Here is a 24,633-nt window from a genome sequence, read left to right on the forward strand (position 1 = left end):
CTAGACCCACTCGTAGGTGCGGTGGTAGCCCTCGGTGCCGCGGTACGCCAGCACCGGCTCCCGGCCGCCGGGGCCGGCGTCGAAGAAGCGCCGGTAGCGCTCGACCTCGGTCTTGCGGTTCTCGACCGGGACGAGGCAACGGCTGTTCTCGGCGAGCAGCTCGAGGTACTCGCCGAAGTCCAGGGCGACCCGGGCGTTCAGCCGGCCCGCGATGTCCAGTTCGGCGAGCGCGGCGCGGGAGCCCTCGTCGATGAGTCCGCTGAAGAACTCGGAGGCGCAGCCCGAGCCGTACGAGAACAGGCCGACCCGGGCGGTGCCCCGGTACGGGGCGTGGTCGATGAGGCTGGCCAGGGCCAGGTAGACGGAACCGGAACAGAGGTTGCCGACCTGGCTGGGGTAGACCAGCGAGGGCGACACCCGGGCGGCGAAGTCCGCCTCGATGGCGTCAGGGGTGGCCCGGGCCTGTTCCCGCATGAGTTTGCGGTGTGCGGCCCTGACCAGCCCGGCGAACGGGGTGTGCAGGGCGAGTTGGTCGAAGGTGGTCCGCAGGTCGACGTCGGCGACCTTGCCGCAGTAGTCGGCGAAGCTGTTGGACAGGCAGTCCAGGTAGGCGAACAGCGAGCCGTCGACGTCGGCGATGTCGTAGTCCGGCATCGGCCGCGCCGAGTCCATGGTCTCGTAGGCGTGCGCGCCGAACGCGCCGAGGTCGAGGGCGAGGACCCGGGGGTCGTCGCCGAGCAGCATGGCGGAGGCGCCGGTGCCGGTGGCGGGTTCCGCGTAGCCGGCCCGGGCGTCCACCATGGACACGTCGGTGGCGATCACCAGCGCCTTGGCGCCCGGGGAGACGCCGGAGGCCAGGTAGCCGGCGGCGATCTGCAGGGCGCCGGTGGCGGCGTAGCAGGCCTGCTTGACCTCCATCACCCGGCACTTGCGGCTCAGGCCCAGGAACTCGTGGACGTAGGAGGCGATCGACTTGCTGAAGTCGACGCCGGACTCGCTGGAGGTGAGGATCAGTTCGATCCGCTCCTTGTCCTGCGGGGCGAGCCGGTTGACGATCGGAGCGGCCGCGTTGACGGCGTTGGTGATCGGGTCCTCGCAGGGCAGGGCGATCGAGCGGGCCCGCATCATCAGGTGGCCGATCCGCTCCTGATCCAGGCCGCGCCCCTCGAACAGCTCGGCGGTGGACAGTTGGGCGAAGCCGGCGTGGACGTTCAGCGCCTCGATGCCGATCCGGACGGTCATCGCCGCTTCACCTCCACCAGGAAGTCGATCAGGGCGTCGAGGTGGGGCACGGTGCTGAAGCCGGCCATCGGCTCGCGCACTCCGAGCGCGTCGATCAGCGCCATGATGATCTCCACCCGGTCCACCGAGTCCGCGCCGAGGTCCTTGAGGTGCTTGTCGCCGGTGATCTGCTCGGCGGGCACCTGGGGCAGGATGGCGGCGACGGTCTCGTGCACCAGGCGGGCCACTGCGGCGCGGTCGGTGTCACTGCGCTGCGGCATTCGAGCCCTCCAGTCGTACGTGCAGGGTGCAGACCGCCAGGCAGCGGCCGCTCGCGGCGTCCTCGACCACCGCGTTCCAGCGTTCCTCGGCCGGGTCGTCGCGGCGCCGCCAGGAACGCAGCCGGATCCGCAGGACCGAGTCGGCGTCGGCGTTGCCGAGGTAGCAGAGCTGGTGATCCAGCACCGTCCGATCGAGGAATCTACGGTCGGCGCGTCCCTGGTTCCGCCACATTTTGAGCAGGGCGCCGTCGACGATGGAGAAGTACGAGGCGAAGTACAGGAGTCCGACGCCGTTGAGGTCACGGGTGATGTCGATCGGGTACTCGACCTCGTCCGCGGCGACCAGCTCCTCCCACTCCGGGTCCTGCGGGTCGTGGAAGGTCCCCCGGACCCGGGCCGACCCGTACGCGGCCCGCGGCGAGTAGGCGGCGGGCAGCCGCGGCAGGTGGGCGTGCCGGAAGTCGGCCGGCGCGGAGGTGATCAGTCCCTCGTTGCTGTCGGCGTGACTACGGGTGACCCAGCGGTTGAAGTTCTGCACGTACAGGCAGTCGGGCTGCCGGGCCGCGAAGAACTCGTCCGGATCCAGGCCCTGTTCGGGCTTCGCCTCGGAGCCGGGCGGCAGTCGGCGGATCCGGTGGAGGGTCAGCACCGACTCGCTGCCGAAGCCGAACACCCGCGAGGTGGTCTCGATGCGGTCGCCGAAGGTCAGCGCGCCCGGGTGGAGCTGCCCCCCGGAGCGGACCCTGAAGTAGTAGAAGGAGAGGTAGGTGGGCTGGCCCCGGTCGTTGCACGCGTTGAACGCGTCGGTGTCGCAGACCTCGCTGACGGTCTCCCAGGTCCAGTCGCCCACCTGGCCGACGAACAGCGAATTGTGCCCGCACATCCCGGGTTTGACGGTGACCAGCCGGCCGACCGAGCCGTCGGGGGCGCGCCAGGCCTCCGGCCGCAGCAGGGAATCCTGGGTGCCGGGCATCACTGCGCCCCCTTCACGGTGGTCGGCGTGCCGGGCCCGGTGTCGTGCCCGGTGTCGTGCTCGGTGTCGTGCTCGGTGTCGTGCTCGGTGTCGTGCTCGGTGTCGTGCTCGGAGAGGAAGGCGGTGAGAACGGAGTTGAACGCCTCCGGGTGAGTGAGCGCCGGGAAGTGGCCGGCCCCGTCGATCTCCGCGTACCGGGAGTCGGCGATCGCGCCGTGCAGCAGGTGTGCGGTCTTCTGCGGGATCACCGAGTCGTAGCGGCCCTGGACGACCAGCGTCGGCACCGCGATCAGGGGCAGCCGGGACAGCAGGTCCGGTTCGGTGGCGAACACGTCCAGGTAGCGCAGACCGGTCTGCGGATCCATGCTCTCGGAACGCAGCAGCACTCCCTCCAGTTGCAGGCGCCGCTGCTCGTCGGGAGCCTGCGCGCCGCCGGCGGCGATCTTGTCGAAGTCCTCCTGCAGCACCACGTCCAGGCGGTTGACCTCGCCGACCCGGTTGGCGCACTTGTACGAGCTGCAGATCAGGGTCAGCGACGCCACCTCGTCCGGGTGCTCCAGCGCGTAGGTCTGAGCGGTCAGGCCGCCGAACGAGGCACCCGCGAGGTGCACCGGCCCGGTCGCGCCGAGTGCGCGCAGGGCCGCCCGGTGCACCTGGGCGAGGCCGTGCAGGGTGAGGTCGGCGGAGGCGTTGGTGCGGCCGACGCCCGGAGCGTGCAGCACCACCACCCGGTAGCGGTCGCAGAGGTCGGCGAACTGGTGGCGGAACAACCCGGCCCCGATGTTGAACGGGTGGATGAACAGCAGCGTCGGCCCGGTGCCCGCCGTGAAGGCCTCCACCTCGCCCCCTTGCGGGACACTGACGATCCGGTGCTCCACCGGCGCCCCGAAGTCGGTCAGCACGCCCAGGTTGTCGTCCTTCGCGCGGACGCCCTCGCGCAGAGCCGCCTTGATGTCCTCCGGCACCACCGCCGCGGGGTGGAACACCGCCTGCGCGGGGGCCGCGGTCGGGTCGACCGGGATGAGCGCGACCGGCGCCGGGCCGGAACGGTACAGTCCGGCCAGCCGCCTGCCGATCTCCCGGATGTCCGAGGTGTCGGTGCCGACCGGGACCGCGAGCCGGATCAGCGGAGACGCGCCCGCACCGGTGGCCAGGTGCGGGCCGCCCCGGACGCCGGTGTGCTCGAAGATCCAGTCCAGGCAGGACGGCACCGGGTGCTCGAAGTCCTCGAACTGCTTCATCGCGCCGGCGTCCAGCAGCACGCAGTGCCCGGCCGCCGGGCCGATCACCGGCAGGCCCGCCCGTGACAGCAGGCCCCACAGCATCTTCACCGCGGCCCGGCGCCGGCCCACCTGCTCGACCACACCGCCGGAGTCCGCGAGGGCCGCCGCGATCTGCCGCCGGCCTGCCAGGTTGACCTGGTGGCCGCGGGTCGAGATCTGCTCCCGCAACCGCTCGGCGAGGCCCGGCCGGGAGGTGGCGACCAGACCGCCGAAGTCGATGCCGAAGTCCTTCGACAGGCCCATCGTCACCGCGTCCGCGGTGGCCAGCAGGTCCGCCGTCACCTTCCAGACGCCCCGCCTCTGCGCGCTCTCCTCGTGCTCCGCCACGAACGCCGCGTTCTCCAGCGCCCTGGTGGCGTCCAGCACCAGCGGGACCTCGGCCGCCACCGCGATCCGGCGCACCTCGCGCAGGTTCGCCAGCGAGATCGGGTAGCCGCCCTGGGCGTTGTCACTGAGTTCCAGGCAGATCATCGACACCCCGCCCGGCCGCTCCGCGAGGACCCGCTCCAGGGCCGCCAGGTCGACATCCCGGAACGGGCCGGTCCTGGTGACAGGCCGGCAGTCGGGCAGCGCGACCGGCTCGAAGCCGTTGTCGGCCAGGCTCATCAGAAAGGTCGGGAACAGCCCGTTGTGCACTGCCGCCTGGCGGACGCCCGGCCAGGAACGGCACAGCAGCGCCTCCGCGGTCCGCCCCGACGGGGTCGGCACCACGCACGCGAAGTCCAGCCAGGGCACCCGGGGCAGGCCCTCCGCCCCGAGTTCCACGCCCGCCGCCGCCTTGGTCAGCCGGGCCGTCCGCTCGGCCACCGCCGGGGTGGCCAGCTCGGCCCACGAGTCGGTGATCAGGTCGAACCGCACCGCGGAGGTGGGCAGGGCGATCGGGTTGTGGCCGTACGCGGAGACGCTGTCGGCCGGCTGCGGGACGGCGGCCCGAGCGGGTGCCGGGCGCTCCGGAGCGGGAGCCGCGGCCGGCTCGGGAGAAGCAGGCCGGACCGGCTCATCGGCCTCGGCCGCGGCCAGGGACGCCGCCTTGGATCCCGCCGTGGACGCAGCCCGCGGATCGGCCTCGGATCCGGCCCTCGACGCAGCCTCGGAGCCGCCGGATTCGGAGACGGCCCTCGACCCAGCCTCGGAGCCGGATTCGGAGACGGATGGGGCCCGGACGTCGTCGAGGGCCTCCGGGGCGGTGGTCTCCAGGTCCGGGCTGGCGATCATCAGGATCACGTCGGCGACCGCGCTGCGCCGCTCGTCGTCCGGCTGGCACAGGTAGATCGTCGAGTTGGTCGGGCGGAACTTGTTCTTGAACTGGAAGTTGCCCTCGTCGAAGATGCCGACCGTCCGCAGTTCGGCCAGGCCGTTCTCCACCTCGGGCGAGGAGTTGGGGGACTCGCCCGCCTTGACGCCGAAGCTCGCGCCGAAGCTGAAGATCTCGACGCCCTCGGCCGCCAGCCTCTCGATGATCCGGACGATCGCGAACTCCAGACCGCCGAGCGGCGCCTCCTTCGGGTAGAACTCCAGGTCGAGCAGCCAGCCGGACTCCGACGGGATCTTCGTCACGATGATCGCGCTGGCCAGCTCACCGTCCACCCGGGTCAGGAACATCCGGTGCCGGTCGGCGAGTTGACCCCGGCCGATCTCTTCGCTGACCACCGCCACGTACGGGTTGACCATCTGCTTGGTCTCGCCCCAGCGGCTCATCATCGACACGATCTCCTGGTCGACCGCGTGATCGCTGCCCACCCGGTACTCCTCGGTGGCGCACTTCCCCGCCGCGGCGAACCGGTTCACCATGTAGCGCAGCCGGCGCATCCGGCTGCCCTCCACGGTGAAGGTGCTCAGATCGTCCAGCCGTTGCACCGCGCCGAACGGCGTGGCCGTGAACGGCTGACCGGCCACCGACCCGATGTGCTCCACCGAGAGGAAGTTGGGCTGGAGACCGTGCCGGTCCGCGTAGGCGACGTACTGCTCGATCAGCTTCGGGAAGTACTCGCGCGAGCCGACGTAGCTCCACGCGAACAGCACCCCGCCCTTCCGCGAGAAGTTGAAGTACCCCTCCCGCTCGGTGCCCAGGAACATCAGCGGCGCGATGTCGCGCCCCGCGAGGCCGCCTTCCTTCGCCCACCGCGCGTCGACCTCCGCGACCACCGCCGCCAGCTCCGGACGCTGCGGCAGCTGTCTCTTGCGCAGCACCGTCCAGCCGCCGGCCGGCTGTCGCGACCGCGTCGCGACCTGCGTCGGGACGCCGGGCCGCTCGGGACCGGCCGCCGTCGAGGACAGCACCTCGCGCAGGCCGACGGTCGTGGCCGGGCCGTACTCGGCGAGCAGGTGCTCGGTCAGGGCGGGCACCGTCGGGTGGTCGAACATCAGGGTCTTGCGCTGGGCACCGAACCTCTTCTCCAGCGCGCTCACGGTGCGCAGCATGTCGAAGGACGTCAGGCCGTCGTCGGTGAACGCCACACCCGGGGTGAGGGTGCGGCCGGAGATCATCGAGATCAGGTCGCCCAGCAGCTCCTGCGGGTCGAGCGCGGACCCGACGGGCGGTACGCCGACGGGGGCGGGGTTGGGGGTGGGAGTGGGGGTGGGGAGGGAGAGGGGAACGGGCTCGGGCGCCGGTGTTGGCGCCGTTACCTGTGCCGGTGCCGCTGCCGGCGCTGCCTCCTGCTCGGGCGCCGGTACCGGTACCTGTGCCGGAGCCGCTGCCGCTGCCGGCTCTGACTGCTGCTCGGGTGCGGGTGGCTCCTCCATGGCGACCACCACGGCGGCGGTCAACTGCTCGACGCTGTCGTAGTCGTAGAGGTCGGCCGCCTTGAGGTCCAGGCCGTAGTGGTCGTTGAGGCCGCGGACCAGTTCCATCCGGAAGATCGAGTCCAGGCCCAGGTCGACGAACGAACTGGTCATCGAGATCGTCGCCGGATCCAGGCCGAGGATCTCGGCCAGCCGCCGGTGGATCAGGCCGGCGATCTCCTCCCGGACCTCCGACGACACCTGGACGACAACAGGCTCCGGGACGGGAGCCGAGGCCGGAGCCGGAGCCGGAGCCGAGGCCGGGGCCGAGGCCGAGGCCGGGGCCGGAGCCGGAGCCGGGGCCGAGGCCGGGGCCGGAGCCGGAGCCGGGGCCGAGGCCGGAGCCGGAGCCGGAGCCGGGGCCGGAGCCGAGGCCGAGGCCGGAGCCGGAGCCGGAGCCGAGGCCGGAGCCGAGGCCGAGGCCGGAGCCGGAGCCGGAGCCGAGGCCGGAGCCGGAGCCGAGGCCGGAGCGGAGACAGCGGCCAGGTCAGGACCGGCGACAGCGGCAAGGGTCCGGGCCGCAGGCACACCGGCCTTAGCGGCGGCGGCAGTTGGTGTCGTGGTCGCTGCCAGCCTGATCAGGCCGCCCGGGCTTCGGACCGGGGTGGTGTCAGGTGCCGGGAGCGGAGCGGAGCGGGCCACAAGCTCGGCGGTCGCGAGGACCGCCGGGGCGGGGGTGGCGGTGCGGGGGGTGAACCAATGGCGCACGGGGTTGAGGGGGAAGCCGGGAAGCGGGAGGCGGCGCGGGCGGGTGGCGGGCCAGTGGGACGCCCATGCGGTCCGGCCGGTGTCCAGCCACTCGCGGGCAGCGGGGTCGGACGGGACGTCGGTGGAGCCACCACCGGAGAGGGCGACGAGTTGGGCCAGCAGTTGGTCGCGGTCGGCGGACGTGAGGACCACGCGTTCGGCGTGGGCGTCGCGTCCGGTCTGGAGGGTCCAGGCGACACGGGCGGCCTCGACGTCGGGGTTGGCCTCCAGATGCCGGGCGAGTGCCGCCGCGTAGTCGCGCAGGGCCGCGGCGGTCGGCGCGGAGAGCGGGAAGAGCCGGGCGGCGGGCGGGAGTTCGGTGTACCCCGGGGTCTCGTCGCTGTACTCCTCGATCACCACGTGCGCGTTGGAGCCGCCGAAACCGAAGGAGCTGACGCCCGCCCTGCGGACGGTACGGCCGGCGCCGTCGACGACGCCGTCCCAGGGCGCGGCGCGGTCGTTGACGTAGAAGGGGGTGCCGTCCAGGCGGAGGTACGGGTTGAGTTCGGTGAGGTGCAAGGTGGCGGGCAGCTGACGGTGCTTCAGGCTGAGCAGGGTCTTCAGCACGCCGGCGATGCCGGAGGCCGCCTCCAGGTGGCCGATGTTGGTCTTCACCGCGCCGAGGGCGATGTGCGGGCGGGCGGCCGGCGGCAGCCCGGCCTCGGCGTACAGCTGGGCGAAGGCGCGCTTCAGGCCCTCGGTCTCCACCGGGTCGCCGAGCGAGGTGCCCGTGCCGTGGGCCTCGATGTGGCTGACGGTGTCCGGCGACAGAGCGGCCCGGTGGTACGCCTGGACCAGGACCTGGGCCTGCGCCTCCGGGTTGGGGGCGGTGAGCGAGGCGGAGCGGCCGCCGTGGTTGACGGCGGTGGCGCGGATCACGCCGTGGATGTGGTCGCCGTCGGCCCGCGCCCGGTCGAGCCGCTTGAGCACCACCGCGCCCGCGCCTTCGCCTCGCACATAGCCGTCGGCCGCGGTGTCGAAGGTCTTGCACCGGCCGTCGGGGCTGAGCATCCCGGACTTGGTGAACGCGGTGAACAGGCCGGGGCTGAGCGTCGCGTTGACGCCCCCGGCGATCGCGAGGTCGCAGTCGCCGTCCAGGATCGCCCGGACCGCCCGGTGGATCGCCACCAGCGCGCTCGAGCACGCGGTGTCCACCGCCTCGCTGGGGCCGCGCAGGTCCAGCAGCCGGGAGACCCGGTTGGCGAGCACCGCGTGCGACAGGCCGGTGGCGGTGTGCGCCTGGACCGCGACGCCGTTGGTGCGCATCAGGTCGTCGTAGTCGGTGGTGGAGACTCCCGCGAACAGGCCGGTGGCGCTGCCCGCGAGTGCGGACGGCGGGTAGCCCGCGTTCTCCACGGCCCGCCACACCACCTCGAGGAAGAGCCGCTGCTGCGGGTCCATCAGGCCCGCCTCCGTGGCGGAGATCCCGAAGAACGCGGCGTCGAAGTCGGCGATGTCCTCCAGGAATCCGCCACGCAGCTCCCGGGTCTGCGGGTCCTGGCGCAGGTCGGTGCGGTCGGCGGGGACAGGGCCGACGAGGTGGTCCCCGGCGGCGAGGTGCCGCCAAAACGCGTCCAGGTCGGTCGAGCCGGGCAGTCGGCCGGCGACGCCGACGACCGCGATGGGCGTCGGGCCGTACAGCGCCTCCGGCTCCGGCTCCGGCTCCGGCTCGACGACGGCGGCGGCGGCGGCGGGTGCGGCGGATGCGACCGGCCGGGGTGTCACCACCGCCGCGGGCCCGGCCGGCGGCGGGACCGACTCGGCGGTGGTCGCCGTCGCCCGACGGACCGTCCCTGAGATGACGTCCGCGTGGTGGGTCACCAGGTAGCGGGCGAAGTCGTCGAGGGTCGGGCATTCGAACAGGACGGTGGGCAGCAGGTCGAGGCCGTAGGTCTCGTTGACGTCGACCGAGAGCTGGGTGAGCGTGATCGAGTCGAAGCCCGAGTCCAGCAGCTCCCCGTCCATGTCGACCTCGTGCTCGTCGACCAGCAGGAACCCGGCGGCGATCCGGCGCAGTTCCGCCCGCACCGCGAGGTCCGGGTCGACCGCCGCACGAACGGGTGCCGGGGCCGGGGCGGACACCTGCGCCGCTGCGGACGCGGAGGCAGCCGCGGGCACCGCGGTGGCGGCGCCCTCGACGGCGACCAGCACCGGCTCCTCACCGCCCAGTGCCTGGCAGAACACCCGCAGGCCGGTCTCGGTGGTCATCGGGATCATGTTCCAGCGCTGGGCGTACAGCCGGAGGGTGGCGTCGTCGACCCTCATGCCGCCGTCCTTCCACAGCGGCCACGCGATGGCGACGGTACGTCCGTTCCGCAGGCCTTGCGCGCGCAGGCGTTCGCGCGTCTCGGCGAAGCCGTTCAGGTAGGCGTTGGCGTAGGCGTAGTCGACCTGGCCGATGTTGCCGACCTCGCCTGCCACTGAGGAGAAGACGGCGAAGAAGTCGAGTGGCCGCTCGCCGATCGCGTGGTCGAGGTGGGCGACGGCGAGCTTCGGAGCCAGCACGGCCTCGACCTCGGCGCGTTCCTTGCCGACGGCGCGGCCGTCGTGCACGACCCCGGCGGCGTGGACGACGCCGTGCAGTGCGCCGTAGAGGTCGACGGTCTCCTCGACCAACAGGCGGACCTGTTCGGCGTCGGTGACGTCGGCGCGTTCCCAGTGCACGGTGACGCCCCTGCCGGCGAGGGAGTCGAGGCGGTCGCGGGCGGAGCGGTCGGGTCCGTTGCGGGTGACCAGGACCAGGTTGATCGGGCGGCCGTGGACGGCCATGAACTCGGCGATCCGGACGCCGAGGGCGCCGGCGCCGCCGGTGATCAGGTAGGTGCCGCCGGGGCGGAGCGCGAGGTCGGCGGGCTCGCCATCGGTGGCAGGGGTGAACTCGGTGAGCCGGCGCAGCAGTCGGGCGCCGTCCTGGTAGCCGGTCTGGACGACGGCGTCGTCCGCGGCGGGAGCGGTGAGGGCGGCGAGGATCCGCCCGGCGGTGTCTCCGTCCGGGCCGACCGCGAGGCAGCTCCCGGTGAACGAGCTGTGCTCCAGGGCGAGGCTGCGCAGTGCGGCGGCCACAGCGGTGTGCTCGGGCTGGGCGTCCTGCGGCGCTCCGGGGTGCGCGTAGACGGCGCGCACCGCGGTGCCCGCGGGGGCGGCTGCCAGCAGGGCGGTACAGGACCACAGCAGCGGGAGGAACCCCGCGTCCGGATCGGCTCCGTCGGCGCCCGCCGCGACGACGACCGCGTTCGGCGGCGCGCCGGTCTCGGCGAGGTGGGCGGCGAGCCGCCGCAGGTCCTCGCGGTCTCCGGTGGCCACCGTGTACCGGTCCTCGCCGGTGGCGGCGAAGCCGGCGCCGGGGCGGGCCAGGACGGCGCGGGTGCCGCGTTCACCGAGCCGGCGAGCGAGTTCCTCACCGAGTTCCTCGTCCACCGCGACGATCAGCGCCGTCGACGGGAGCGGGGTGGCGACACCCGCGAGCGGCTCGGGTTCCCAGACCGGGCGCAGGTACCGGCAGGCGGTGGCCGGCTGGGCCGGTGCGGCGGGCGCCGCGGTCCCGGGAAGCGGCTCGGCGGAGTAGTCGGGCAGCCAGTGCCGACTGCGCTCGAACGGGTAGGGCGGCAAGTGAACCCTGCGGGGGTGCGGCGCGGTCCAGCAGACCTGCCAGTCGACGGGCACGCCGGCCGTCCAGAGCCGGGCCAGCTTCGGGAGCCGACGCTTCGCCAGCATGGTGGCGACCAGCGCGGCCCCGTCCTCGTCGTCGAGCAGCGACCAGCCGCCGGCGTCCCCGCCGGCGCTGCCCGTGACCACCGCGGAGTTCTCCGTCCCGCTCACGAAGTCGCGCAGGCGATCGGCGAGTTGCTTGGTGTCGGTGGCCAGCACGGCGAGCCGCTCGGCCATCTCGCGGCGCCCGATCTGGCTGGTGCGGGCCAGGGCGGCGAGCGGGAGTTCGGCGCCGCCGGGGGTGGCGAGCAGGTCGGCGACCCGTTCGACGTAGCGGACCAGCTGGCCCCGGGTGCGCGCGGACAGCAGGAACAGCTGCTCGCCGTCGTCCGGTCCGGGCTTGGCGGGGGCGGTGCGGGGGCGGTACTCCTCCAGCACCACATGGGCGTTCGCGCCGCCCGCGCCGAAGGCGCTGACGCCGGCCCGGCGCGGGGAGCCGTCGGCGGGCGCGGGCCAGTCGACCGTCTCGCGCGGCGGGTAGAACGGCGAACCGGAGAAGGCGATCTTCGGGTTGACGTTCTCCAGGTTGACGCATCGGGTGATCCTGCCGTGCCGGAGCTGGAGCACGGCCCGGGTGAGTCCGGCGATTCCGGCCGCGCCCTCCAGGTGGCCGATGGCGGCCTTGACGGAGGAGACGGCGCAGCGGAACTCCTCGGGGGCCGCGCCCAGTTCCCTGAAGGCCCGGGTGAGGCTGGCGATCTCGATCGGGTCTCCGAGGGCGGTACCGGTGCCGTGCGCCTCCAGGCTGCCGATGGTGCGCGCGTCGACGCCGGAGCGGCGCACCGCCTCGGCGATCAGCGCGGCCTGCGCCTGCGGGTTGGGGACCGTGTAACCGCCGGTCTTGCCACCGGCGTTGACGGTGCTGCCCTTGATCACGGCGAGGATCTCGTCGCCGTCGCGCTCGGCGTCGGCGAGCGGCTTGAGCAACACGGCGCCGACGCCCTCCCCGGGCACGAAGCCGTCGGCGCGCTCGTCGAAGACCTTGCAGGCGCCGTCCCCGGCCAGCATGTTGAGCGAGGACAGCGACACGTGGTGGGCAGGGTGCAGGATCAGGTTCACGCCGCCCGCGAGGGCCATCCGGCACTCGCCGCGGCGCAGGCTCTCGACGGCGAGGTGGACCGCTGTCAGCGAGGAGGAGCAGGCGGAGTCGACGGCGAAGCTGGGGCCCTGGAAGTCGAAGTGGTAGGAGACCCTGTTGGCCACCGACCAGTACGCGGAGTGTGCGCCGGAGAGCTTGCCGTGCGCCCAGCCGGTGGCGGCGAGCCGCCCGTACGAGCCGTACATGACGCCGGCGAACACCCCGGTCATCGTCTCGTGGGTGGAGCCGCCGAGGTAGCCGGCGCGGTCGAGCAGGTCCCAGCAGGTCTCCAGGAACAGGCGTTCCTGCGGGTCGATGTCGGCGGCGTCGCGCGGCAGGATGTTGAAGAAGGCGGGGTCGAACTTGTCGATGTCGTCGAGGAATCCGCCCCACCGGCTGTAGCTGCGGTCCCTGCGGCCGCGCTCGGCGTCGAAGGTGGCCCGCCAGTCCCAGCGGTCCGCGGGGACCTCGGTGACGGCGTCGTGGCCGTCCTCCAGGTTGCGCCAGAAGGTCTCCACGTCCGGCGCGCCCGGGTAGCGTCCGCTGACGGCGATCACGGCGACGTCGGCGGCCTCGCCGTGCGCCGCCGGTCGGGGGCGGGCCGGCTCCGCGACGGGCACGGGCGGCGGCGTCCGCACGGCCTGGACAGCCGGGGCGACCGGCGCGGCCCCGCCCTGCGGCGCGCCGGGGCGGAGGACCGGCGCGGAGTCCACCGGCGCGGCCTCTACCTGCGGTGCTGCGGGGCGGAGGAGTGCGGTCAGCTGCTCGGCGCGGTCGGTGCGCAGGTGGTGGGCAAGCTGATGGATGGTCAGCTGCTCGAACAGCAGGGTGGCGGGCAGCGCGCCGAGGTCCTGCTCCATCCGGTAGACGATGTTCTGGCCGACCAGGGAGTCGATCCCGTACGTCTCGAAGGTGGCGTGGTCGTCGAGTTCCGCGGGCCGGAACTTCAGCACCTCGGCGAAGATCTGCCGCACGTAGTCACGGACCTGCGCCGCGGTCGGCTCCGGTGTCTGCTCGGCTGTCACGTTCGGCTCCCGTTCGCTCGTCACCAGGCATTGCTCGAGTTCGTCCTCGGGGGTGCCGGGGATCCCGCACACCCCCGTCACCCGGAATCCCGCATCGGCCAGGGCGGCCCGCCACTGGGCGGGGCCGAGCAACGCGGAGTCCGGGAGGCGGCGCTGCGGATCCTCGAACCGCCACCAGCCCTCGGTGAGGCCGAAGGTGAGGGTGACGAACGCGGAGGAGCGGGTCACCTCGTTCACCGCGAGCACGCCGCCGGGCCGCAGCAGCGTGCGGACGTTGGCCAGGGTGCGGCCGAGATCCCGGGTGGCGTGCAGCACGTTGGTGGCCAGCACGACGTCGGCGCAGCCCGGCTCGAAGCCCTGGGCGGCGGGGTCGCGCTCGATGTCCAGAAGCTCGTACCGCATCCCGTCCGCGCGGTGGTCGGCCTCGCCGTGTCGGAGGAAGGCCGGTGAGATGTCGGTGTAGCGGTATGCGGTCGGCAGTCCGGACGCGGCGCAGGCGGCCAGCACGTGGCGGGTGGCGGAACCGGTCCCGGCCCCGATCTCGACGATCCGCAGCGGCCGCTCGCCGCCGGTGAGCCGCTGCGCGGAGCCGACCACCTCGGCGGCCATCAGCCGGTGGAAGTGCTCGGCGCCCGGCCCGTCGGCGTAGACCGGTTCGACAAGGGCGGGCGAGCCCTTCGGGAACAGCACCTCGGTCGCGGCGACCCGGCCGGAGAGGATGCCCGGGAGGCCGGCCACGCAGACCCGGAGCAGCTTCAGATGCGGCGCCATCGCGGGGTGGGCGGCGGTGAACTCGGCGACCGGCAGCCGCGCCGGGTCGAGCAGGGCAGGCCGGAAGGTCAGTGTCCCGTCGCTGTCCAGGGTGGCGGCGCCGGCCTCTTCCAGCACCCGCAGCACCGCGCCCAGCACGGAGCGGCCGCGGCCGCCGGCGCCGAGCCGCTCGGCGAACTCGTCGAACGTCGAGGGCTCGCCCAGGGCGGGCAGTTCGGGCAGTGCGGCGAACTCGGCGCGGAGCAGGTCGGCGGCCACCACGTCGAGCGCGGCGAAGCCGGCCCTGGCCCGGGTCAGCGGGTCGTCAGCCTCGGCCCGGACACCGAGCCGGGCCGGCGGGTCGTCAGCCTCGGCCCGGACACCGAGCCGGGCCGGCGGGTCGTCGCCCTCAGCCCGGACACCGAGCCGGGCCGGCGGGTCGTCGCCCTCGGCCCGGACGCCGAGCCGGGCCAGTCCGCGCGCGTCGGCCTTGACCACCACGGCCTGCGGCAGGCCGGCGGCCAGCACCCGGTCGAGCGCGGCGAGTCCTTCGGCGGGCTCGATCGAGCCGACGCCGAAGCCGGCCAGCCGTTCGCCGTAGCGCTCGTCGGCGACCACCCCGACACTGCCCCAGTAGCCCCAGTTGAGCACCTGCACGGGGTAGCGGACGCGGGAGTCCAGCCACTGCGCGTAGGCGTCCTGGAAGGTGCTGGCGGCGGCGTACGCGGCCTGGCCCGCCGAGTCGGTGAAGGAGACCGCGGAGGAGAACACCGCCAGCAGGTCGAGCGGGTCCTCGCGCAGCGCCTCGGCGAGTGCGGCGGTGCCGGCCACCTTGGGCGCGAGCACCTCGCGGAAGGTTCCCGGGTCGGCGTGCAGCAGCGTCCGGTCACGCAGGTCGAGGGCGGCGTGCACGGCGCCGTTCAGGGCGCCGAAGCGGGCCCGGGCGGCGGCCACCGCCGTGTCGAGCTGTGCCGGATCAGCGGCGTCGGCCCGCAAGTAGACGGCCTCGCCGCCGAGTTCGGCGATCTCCGCGAGCACCGCGTCGATCGCCGGGTCCTGGGCGCGGCGGCCGATCAGCGCCAGCCGGGCCCGGTGGGTGCGGGCCAGGTGGCGGCCGAGGGTGCGGCCGAGGCCGCCCGCCCCGCCGAGGATCACGTACGCGCCGCCCTCGCGCCAGGGCGGTTCGCCGCCGGCCGGCCGGGCGGCCACCAGGGTGCGCCGCAGGCGCTGCCCGTCGCGCAGCGCTATCAGCCGGTCGGCGGCGGGTTCGCGGGACAGGAGCGCGGCCGACTGCTCGGGGGCGGCCGGTGTCGTCCCGGCGTCCACGCAGCCGACCGTCCAGCGCGGGTACTCGGCGGCCGCGGTGGCGCACAGGCCGAGCAGGCCGGCAGCGTGCGGCTGAAGCGGCTCGCCGCCGGTCGCCGCGACGGCGCCGAACAGGACGGCGCGCACGCCGAGTCCGGTGTGCGCCGCGCCGAGGGTTAGCAGCCGCTGGACCAGCCGGAGCATCGCCGGCACGCTCCGGTCCTGCTCGGGCCGGTGGGCGGGCGCGGGATCGGTGAGGAAGTAGACGAGGTCGGGGACCTCGGTCACCGCGTCGCTGTCGTCATAGCCCACCACCTGTACCGACCCTCTGGCATGACGGTCCGTCAGCGCGTCGGCGAGCGCACCGGCGGCCTCGGGGCGGCAGATCAGCACGGTGCCGTCACCCGCGGCCTCCTCCGGGGCGGGGCCCGCGTTCCCCCAGGCCGGCCGGTAGATTCCCGGGCCCTCGGGTACCACGGCGGCAGCGGCTGCCTCGCGGGGCACAGCGCGCAGCGAGACGCCGTCGAACCTGACGCACAGCACGCCGGACCCGTCGGTCAGCGACACGGTGAACCGGTCCTTGCCGGTGCGCCGGGCGTACGAGTAGCGGGCGAGTTCGGGCGAGCGCAGCACCGTCACCCGGTCCACGGCGAACGGCAGCAGCGCCTGCGGGCCGTCCGCGTCCAGCAGCGGGGCGAGAACCTGGAGCCCGGCGTCCAGCACCGCTGTCAGCCCCTGCCACCCGGCGGGCCCGTCGGCGGGTCGCAGCGTGCCCAGCGTCTCGTCGCCGCCGACCCGCACCCGCTCGAGGCGGCGGAACGACGGCCCGTACGCCAGGCCCGCGGCGTCGAACGCCCCGTACAGCTCGTCGGCGTCCCGGACGCCCCGGCAGCGGTCGGCGGTCGACCAGATGTCCAGCGGCGGCTCGGCGGCGAACGCGGCCGTCTCCTCGGCGGTCGGCGCCGCGAACTCGGCGCGCACGTACGGGCCGTCCCCGTCCTCCGTCTCCAGCCTGACCGAGCGGCCCGCCGTCGACTCCTTCCCCGCCAGCCGCAGCCGGCGCGGCTCCGACAGCTCGCACGGCCGCAGCCAGCGCACCGCGGACAGCCGGTACGGCAGCCCCGCGAGGTCGGCGGCCAGTGCGAGCGCCGCCGTGCCGGGCAGCAGGGGACGGCCCGCCACCCGGTGGTCGGTGGCGACGGGGTCCTCGGGGCGCACCACCGCCACGTCGCCGGAACCACCGTCCGGGCCCGCCGACGGGTCCGGCACCCGGGCCGGCCGCCCCGTCGGAGCCGGGAGCCGGCGGCCGTCCGCCGTGCCGGGCACCACCGCGTGGTCGGTGACGGACGGGCCGGTGATCCAGTAGTGCTCCTGCGCGAAGGGGTACGTCGGCACCGTCACCCGCCGCCCGCCGGCCGTGAGCGCCGCCCAGTCGGGAGTGCCGCCCCGGACGTACGCGGCGGCCGCCCGCACCAGCGGGTCGTCCGAACCGGCGGCCTCCTCCAGGCCCGCGGAGTCCGCGAGGTAGCAGCCGCGGTGCTCCTCGCCGGCCGTCAACTTGCGCAACTGCGTGAGGAGTTCCTCGCGGCTTCGGGTCAGCAGCGCGGCGCGGACCGGCAGGTGGGTGCGGCCCAGTGCGCGGGTGCGGGCGATGTCGGCGGGTTCCAGCGCGGGGTCGCGCTCCAGCGCCTGCGCGAGGTCCGCGGCGACCTGGGTGAGCGTCTCGGGCGTCCGGGCCGACAGCGGGACCAGGTGGCGGACCGCCTCCGGCCGGCGCTCCGGCGCGGGGCGGGCGGGCGGTTCGGCCAGCACCACATGACAGTTGGTGCCACTGAAACCGAAGCTGCTGACCGTGCCGACCCGGACGCCGTTCGGGCCCGGATCCCACGGCGTCAGCTCGCGGACCACGCGCAGGCGGCCGCCCGACAGGTCGAGCTTGGGGTTGGCCTCGTCGAAGCCGGGCAACGGGGGCAGAGCGCGGTGGCGCAGCGCGAGCACGACCTTGAGCAGCCCGGCGATGCCGGCGGCCGTGGTGGTGTGGCCGATGTTGGCCTTCACCGAGCCGAGGGCGGTGAAGCCCGGCCCGTCGGCGGTGCCCAACACCTGGTTGAGCGCCTTGACCTCGATCGGGTCGCCGAGGTGGGTGGCGGTGCCGTGCGCCTCCACGTACCCGATGTCGCCGGCCTCCACGCCGGCCCTGCGGTGCACCGCGCGCAGCAGTTCGGCCTGCGAGGTGGCGCTCGGCGCGGTGATGCCGTTGGTGCGGCCGTCGCCGTTGACGCCGCTCGCCCTGATCACCGCGTGGATCCGGTCGCCGTCGGCGAGCGCCGCCTTCAGACTCTTCAGCACCACCGCGCCGACGCCCTCGCCGAGCACGATGCCGTCCGCCTCGGCGTCGAACGGGATGGACCGCCCGGTCGGCGAGAGCATGCCGACCCGGCTGCTCCACACCTGCATCTGCGCCGTCGTCATGACCGCCACTCCGCCCGCGATCGCCACGTCGCAGTCGCCGCCCCTGATCGCCTCGCAGGCCAGGTGTACGGCCGTCAGCGAGGAGGAGCACGCGGTGTCGACCGTCATCGTGGGGCCGCTCAGGTCGAGCAGGTACGCCACCCTGGCCGCCAGGATCGCCATGTTGTTGCCGAGGAACGCCTGCCCGGTGTCCGCCTGACCGGCCGCCCGCAGGACGTGGTAGTAGTCACCGCCGCTGGCCCCCACGTACACGCCGCACCGGCGCCGCTCCCCCGGGGTCGCGTACCCCGCGTCCTCCAGCGCCGTCCACGCCTGCTGCAGGAACTGGCGCTGCTGCGGGTCCATCGCCTCCGCCTCCATCGGAGACAGCTGGAAGAACCGCGGGTCGAAGCCGCCGAGGTCCGGCAGCAGCGCCGCCCACTTGCTGTACGAGCGGTCCGGGACGCGGCGGTCCGGGTCGAACCAGCGGGTCCCCCAACGGGACTCCGGCACCTCGGAGATGCTGGTCCGGCCGGCGGCCAGGTTGGCCCAGAACGCGTCCAGGTTCTCGGCGTCCGGGAAGCGGCCGGCCACACCGATGATCGCGATGCCGTCCGTGTCGGACGCCGGCCGCCGCGTCGGCTCCGCGGGCTCGCCCCGGGGCGCGAGTGGCGCGGCCTGAACGGACTGGGCGGGCTGCACGGGTCGGGGCTGTGAGGGCTGGACAGGAGCGCCGTTCAGCGGCCGAAGGCTCACCTGTCCGGGGCCGGCAGGGGCGACGGAGACGGCAGCGGCGACGGGCGCGGTAGAAGCGACGGGCGCGGCAGGGATCGGCGGCGCGGGCTGCACCGGCGGCGCGGCGGGCGGTTCGGTCGCCGACAGCGGCTCCGGCGCGGAAGCAGGCACGGAAGCAGGCACGGACGCTGGAGCGGGGGCAGCCGCTGGAGCGGGGGCTGGCGCGGGGGCGGGGGCAGGCGCCGGTGCAGGTGCGGGCGCGGGGGCAAGCGCCGAGCGGTGCAGCGCACGGGCCTGCTCGGCGGTCTCCAGGACGTGCCCCGTCAGCCGGGCCACCGTGGGGTGGTCGTAGACGGCGACCGAGTCGATGTCGAGGCCGAAGCGCTGGTTGAGGCTCCGCACGATCTCCACCGCGCCGATCGAGTCCACGCCCAGTTCGCTGAAGCTGAGCCGGCGGTCGATCTCCTCGTCGGTGGCGTAGACGATCGCGCAGAGCGCGTCGACCACCAGTCGCTCCACCTGCGACGGGTCGGGGAGCGCGGCCTCGGGGGCGTCGACCGGCTGCGAGGCCACCGGCACCTCGACGCGCTCGGCAGGCGTGACGACCGGCACCACATCGGGCACGGCGACCGGCGGAGCGAGCGGCACCTCGACGCGCTCGGCAGGCGTGACGACCGCCACCGCATCGGGCACGGCGACCGGCGGAGCGAGCGGCACCTCGGCCGGCGCTTCAGCGGTGGCCGTCGCACCGTAGTCGCGGACCTTGCGGAAGTGCTCCCGGACCAGGTCCAAGGACCCACCGCCGAGCACTCGTTCGTGCATCCGGACCTCGCGCTCGACGACCTCCGGCAGCTGGGCGAGCAGTCGGCCGGCGAGTTCCGCCTTGACCTCGGCGACCGCCTCGGCGGGCTTGGCGGCGATCGAGCGGGCCAGGTCGAGCGCGGTCGACAGCACGTCCGCCGCCGGGACGACGGTCACCGAGGCGCCGCGGCGGGCGAGTTCCTCGCCGCGGTAGCTTCGGCCGGTGAGGAACATCTCGGTTGCCAGGGTGCGGCCGAATCGCTGCTCCAGCACCAGCGTGGCGCCCATGCCGGGCGTGAAGCCGTACTTGAGGAAGTTGGCCCCGTACGAGCCCTCGTGGGCGAGCACCACCAGGTCGGCGTAGAGGCCGAAGGCGAGGCCGCCGCCGGAGGCCTGGCCGCGCATCGCGGAGACCACGGGGCGGCGGCAGCGCAGCAGGCCCTCGTAGACGAACGGGGTGTCGGTGAACCTGGTGTGCTTCTCGGCCAGCTCCTCCAGGGCCTGCGGTGTCGCGCCGAGGTTGAAGACGGTCTCGGTGCCGGTGAGCACGACGGCGCGGATGTCGTCGCGGGTGTCGATCTCCGCGAAGGCGGCCTCCAGACCGTGCGTGAGTCCGGTCGTGAACATGTTGCGGTGCGCGTGGTCGTGCATGGTGACCAGCGCGATCCCGTGTTCCAGGACCCGCAGGTCGACCTCGTCGCCGTGGTACGGCTCGGCCACCGCGGGGGCGGCGGGCGCGACGGGCGCCACTCCCGCCACCGCTGCGGTGACGGCGGGTTCGCCGTTGCGGCGCTGCCAGCCGCCCAGCCAGTGGCGTTCCTCGCGCAGCGGCGGGACCGGCAGCGACACCCGGCGCGGGACCGGGCCGCTCGGCACGCAGTCCGCCCACGGCACGTCGGCCCCGGCGCTCCATGTCTGCGCGACCTCCTCCAGCCGTCCGGCACGGACCAGTTCACTCAGGTCGGTGCGCGGCTCGGGGGCGCCGGCCCTCTCGCGTCCCCAGTACTGGCCGGTCCCGGGGGCGGCGCCGCTCAGGTAGCGGTCGAGGGCGCCGAGCAGCTGGGCGTGGTCGGCGGCGAGGACCGCGAGGCGGCTGCTCAGCTGGTCGCGGCCGACCCGCAGGGTGTGGGCGAGGGCGGCGAGCGGGACGGTGGGCTGCCGCTCGGTGTCGAGCTGTCCGGCGAGCTGGTCGATCGACCGGTCGCCCTCGGCCGGCAGCAGCCGGCCGAGGCCGGGCCGGTTCTCGTCCAACACCTTGCGGACCAGGTCCAGGCCGGTGCGGTCCACACCGAGGTCGACCAGCGGCTCGGCCGGGTCGACGGCCTCGTCCGGGACTCCCAGCACCTGGGCGACGGCGCCGGTGAGCACCCGGCGCAGTTCCGCGGCCCGGGCGGGCGACGGCTCCGCCGACCCGTGCAGCACGGCCCTGATCCGCCCGGCGTACACCCGCAGGGCGTCCGCGTCGCGCGCCGACAGCACGATCAACTCCCGTCCGCCGCGGGCGGGCTGTTCCGCGGGGGCGCGGTACTCCTCCAGCACCAGGTGCGCGTTGGAGCCGCCCGCGCCGAAGGCGCTGACGCCGGCCCGGCGCGGGGAGCCGTCGGCCGGGGCGGGCCAGTCGGTGAGTTCGCGCTGTAGACGGAACGGTGTGGCGGCGAGGTCGATGGCCGGGTTGACCACCTCCGCGTGCAGGGAGGGCACCAGCTGCCGGTGCTTCAGCTGCAACAGGGTCTTGGTGACGCCGGCGATTCCGGCGGCGCTCTCCAGGTGGCCGATGTTGGACTTCACCGACCCGATCGCGCAGCCGCCCGACCCGGAGGGGGCGGCGGCGAAGGCCTTGCGCAGGCCGTCGATCTCGATCGGGTCGCCGAGCGCGGTGCCGGTGCCGTGCGCCTCCAGGTAGCCGATCCCGGACGGCGGCAGGCCGGCGGCGTCCAGTGCGTCGCGGATCAGCGCGGCTTGCGAGGTGGGGCTGGGCACGGTGAAGCCGCTGGTCCGGCCGGTGTGGTTGAGCCGGGTGGCCCGGATCACCCCGTAGATGTGGTCGCCGTCGGCCTCGGCCTTCGCGAGCGGTTTGAGCAGCACCGCGCCGACGCCCTCACCGGGGACGTAGCCGGTGCCGCCCGCGCCGAAGCTGCGGCAGCGGCCGTCGTCGGAGAGGAAGCGGCCCTGGGCGAGTTGCAGGTACTTCTGCGGGTGGGCGGCGATGTTCACCCCGCCGGCCAGTGCCGTCTCGCACTCGCCGCGGCGCAGGCTCTCCACGGCGAGGTGCAGGGCCGTCAGCGACGAGGAGCAGGCGGTGTCGACGGCCATGCTGGGGCCGGTCAGGTTGAGCGTGTACGAGACCCGGTTGGCGACGGCGGCGTGCATCGCGGTCGGCTGGACGCCGTCCTCGGCGCCCCGCACCAGTTGGTAGTGGTTCCACATCACGCCGGCGAACACGCCGACGGACGAGGCGGTGGTCCGGGACGCCGGGTGTCCGGCGTCCTGCAGGGTCTGCCAGCAGGTGGTGAGGAACAGGCGTTCCTGCGGGTCCATCCGTTCGGCGTCGCGCCGGGAGATGCCGAAGAACGCCGGGTCGAAGAGGTCCATGCCGTCCAGGAACCCGCCCCAGCGGCCGTAGGTGCGGCCGGGCCGGCCGTGCTCCGGATCGTGGATCGCCGCGTGGTCCCAGCGGTCCTGCGGCACCTCGGTGATGCAGTCGCGGCCCTCGGCGAGCACCCGCCAGAACGCGTCGACGTCGGCGGCCTGCGGATACTGTCCGGCCAGGCCGATCACCGCGATGGCGTCCGGGCGGTGCCCGCTCGGCCCTGCGGCGTCCGGGTCGACGAGCCGGCGGTCGGCGAGCGGCAGGCGGTCGTCGGGCCGCGCGGGGTCGGCGTGGGTGACGACGAGTCGGCTGTCGTCGCCGGCCAGCGCCCGCTCGAACAGCTCGAGGCCGGTGCCGGTCGGCAGCGGGCTGGCACCATGGGTGCGGGCGGCCCGCTCGATGACCTCGGCGTCGACCCGCATGCCGCCCTCGGCCCACAGCGGCCAGTCGACGGAGACGCCCCGGCCCGGCCGGGCCGCCAGGTAGTGGTCGAGATAGGCGTTGGCGTAGGCGTAGTCGCTCTGGCCGGAGTTGCCGACGGCGGCGGAGAGCGAGGAGTAGGCGGCCAGGAAGTCCAGTCCGTCGGCGCGCGTCGCCTCGTCGAGGTGGCGGATGCCGGCGATCTTGGGGGCCAGCACCTCTCGGATCTGCTCGGGCCGCTTCGCCAGGAAGATGCCGTCCCGGACCACCCCCGCGCAGTGCACGATGCCGTCGATCCGGCCGTACGACTCGCGTACGGCCGCGACCAGTTCGCGCACCTGGGTGGGGTCGGTGACATCGGCGGTCCGGTAGTGCGCCTCCGCGCCGTACCGCCGCCACTCCCGCATCCGACCGAGCAGCGCCTCGCTGGGCGCGGAGCGGCCGGACAGCAGGATGCGGGCGCGGCGGGTGCGGGCGAGGTGCTCGGCCAGCATCGGGCCGAGGCCGCCGCCCCCGCCGGTGATCAGGTAGACGCCGCGCTCGCGCAGCACCGCGTCCCCGGCCGGCGCGGGGTTCTCCACCGGCTGGAAGCGCCGGGCCCGGCGCGCCCTGCCCGCGTGCCGGACCTCGCTCTCCGCGGACGGGTCGGCGGCCTCGGCGAGCAGCAGCGCGGCGAGTTCGGCGGGACCGGCGACGTCCACCTCGACGGCGCGGACGGTCAACGCCGGCAGCTCGGCCGTCACGGTGCGGCCGAGCGCGGCGACCGCCGCGTACTCCGGCTGCTGACGGTGTGCGAACAGCACCGCGCGCAGCCGGGTGGGCCGCCGTTCGCTCGCCGCCGCGCAGGCCGCCCACGCGGCGACCGCGACCTCGGCCGGGTCGGCGGCCGGACCGCCGAGCCCGGTGGCGTCCAGCAGTGCCCAGGACCGGCCGTCACGCTCCGGCAGCGCGCTGAACTGCGCGCCGAGCAGCGCCCGATCGCCCGGGTCGACCGCGACCACCAGCGCGCCCGCCGCGGCGGCCCCCGCGGTCAGCGCGGCGAGCAGCGCCGGGTCGGCGCCGAGCACGGCGAGGTCGGTGGGCACGGTCCGCGCGGAGTGCGCGACCCGCTGCCAGACCGGGCGCAGCAACTGCGCCCGGTGCGGGCGGACGGCCTCGGCGGACCCGGCGGACCCGGACGCGTGCGGTACCGGTACGGCGGACCCGGACGCGTGCGGTGCCCGTACGGCGGACGCGGACACCTGCGGAGCCGGTGCGGACGCCGGCGCTCGCGGAGCAGCCGGGGCGGGTGCGCCGTACGTCTCCTCCAGGTGACCGGCCAGCCCGTCCACCGTGGTGTGTTCGAACAGCAGCGTCGGGTAGAGCGCGGAGCCGACAACCTCCTCGAGTTCGGTGCTGATCCGCAGCATGTCGGTGGAGGACAGGCCCATGTCGTAGAAGCCGGCTCCGTTGTCGACGGTGTCGGCGCTCCGGTCGAGTATCCGGGCGATCCGCTCGCGCAGCCAGTGCCGGTAGTCGGCGGCGGGCGCGGTGACGGGCTGCGGGTCGGCGGCGGGTTGCACGCCGGTGACGGGCTGCGGGTCGGCGGCGGGCTGCGGGTCGGCCGCCTCCGGCAGCAGGTCGCGGATCGACTCGGGGCGGCGGATCCGCTTGCAGGTGAGGCGGTCGAACTCGGCGACGGTGCGGCCCTCCCGGTCGTGCAGCGAGAAGGTGCTGCGGAACAGCTCGCCGGACGCGGTGAGTTCCTCGGGCCGCGGTACGTGCACCAGGAACGTGCCGTGCAGCGGGCCGTGTGCGCGGAACCGGTCGATGAACATGGGGATGAACGGCTCGGCGGTGGTGATCTCGCGCTGCCCGTACGCGACGATGGTCGCGGCGTCCAGCTTCGCCGGGTGCAGCAGGAACGCGCGGTCCTCGGCGGTCTCCGGCAGGACCAGCGAGAGTTCGGCCAGCAGGCGGCCCGGTGCGAGGTGCATCGGTCCCGCGCACTGCATGGCCGCGCCGTGCACGATCTGCCGGGAGCGCGTGTGCGCGTACATGTCCGCCATCGGCAGGGTGCGGGCCGCGCCCGCCACCAGTGCGGCGGCGTCCAGGTCCGGGACGGCGGACGGTCCGGCCGGGTGCAGTTCGGCGCGGATGTTCTCCCGCCACTCGCCGTACGGTTCGTCGCCCCGAAGCCAGCGGCTGGTGCCGGTGACCGGGCGGACGCCGTCCACCGGCTCGCCGATCACCACACGGATCTCCCGGTCGTTGCCCTCGGCGGTGGCGATCGCCTCGGCGAAGACGATGCCGCGCAGCTCGACGGCGGTCGGGTCCAGGCCCTGGGCCGCGAGGATCCGCAGCACGATGTCGAGGAAGGTGACTCCCGGCATCACCGACACCCCGTGCACCCGGTGGTTCTGCATGACGAAGTCGCCGTGCCGCAGCACGAGTCGACAGTCGATGATGGGGTCGCTCATCGGTGGGTCCTCTCCGGGATGC

At 74.4% G+C, this 24,633-nt stretch carries 5 protein-coding genes (1 of these 5 running past the window's edge); all 5 read right to left on the minus strand.

Annotated elements, in window-relative coordinates; translation table 11 throughout:
* Tightly spaced (each overlapping or abutting the next), the 5 genes in view from ACFYO5_RS02625 to ACFYO5_RS02645 form a layout consistent with a single transcriptional unit that may run on beyond the window.
* Positions 1-1,242 carry a hydroxymethylglutaryl-CoA synthase family protein gene (locus tag ACFYO5_RS02625; RefSeq protein ID WP_388703338.1) on the minus strand — a complete coding sequence of 414 codons (1,242 nt, stop codon included), beginning with the start codon at positions 1,240-1,242 and terminating at the stop codon, positions 1-3.
* On the minus strand, positions 1,239-1,502 hold the full coding sequence (locus tag ACFYO5_RS02630) for an acyl carrier protein (protein WP_388703340.1): 264 nt from the start codon (positions 1,500-1,502) through the stop codon (positions 1,239-1,241). The genes ACFYO5_RS02625 and ACFYO5_RS02630 overlap by 4 nt, the downstream gene beginning before the upstream one ends.
* On the minus strand, positions 1,486-2,475 hold the full coding sequence (locus ACFYO5_RS02635) for an LnmK family bifunctional acyltransferase/decarboxylase (RefSeq protein WP_388703343.1): 990 nt from the start codon (positions 2,473-2,475) through the stop codon (positions 1,486-1,488). Before ACFYO5_RS02635 ends, ACFYO5_RS02630 begins: the two co-directional genes overlap by 17 nt.
* Positions 2,475-24,611, minus strand: a complete 22,137-nt coding sequence (locus ACFYO5_RS02640) for an SDR family NAD(P)-dependent oxidoreductase (RefSeq protein WP_388703346.1) — start codon at positions 24,609-24,611, stop codon at positions 2,475-2,477. Before ACFYO5_RS02640 ends, ACFYO5_RS02635 begins: the two co-directional genes overlap by 1 nt.
* Positions 24,608-24,633: the final stretch of an amino acid adenylation domain-containing protein gene (locus ACFYO5_RS02645; protein ID WP_388703348.1), read on the minus strand. 12,706 nt of this gene lie beyond the right edge of the window; the window shows 26 of its 12,732 coding nt (coding positions 12,707-12,732); the start codon falls outside the window, past its right edge; its stop codon occupies positions 24,608-24,610. The genes ACFYO5_RS02640 and ACFYO5_RS02645 overlap by 4 nt, the downstream gene beginning before the upstream one ends.

Origin of the sequence: Streptomyces sp. NPDC006259 (genome assembly GCF_042870975.1) — a bacterium.
GTDB lineage: Bacteria > Actinomycetota > Actinomycetes > Streptomycetales > Streptomycetaceae > Streptomyces.

Bases quoted from the DNA above. Each gene is read 5' to 3' on its own strand.
- ACFYO5_RS02625 (WP_388703338.1), bottom strand. From the start codon at position 1,242: ATGACCGTCCGGATCGGCATCGAGGCGCTGAACGTCCACGCCGGCTTC.
- ACFYO5_RS02630 (WP_388703340.1), bottom strand. From the start codon at position 1,502: ATGCCGCAGCGCAGTGACACCGACCGCGCCGCAGTGGCCCGCCTGGTG.
- ACFYO5_RS02635 (WP_388703343.1), bottom strand. From the start codon at position 2,475: ATGCCCGGCACCCAGGATTCCCTGCTGCGGCCGGAGGCCTGGCGCGCC.
- ACFYO5_RS02640 (WP_388703346.1), bottom strand. From the start codon at position 24,611: ATGAGCGACCCCATCATCGACTGTCGACTCGTGCTGCGGCACGGCGAC.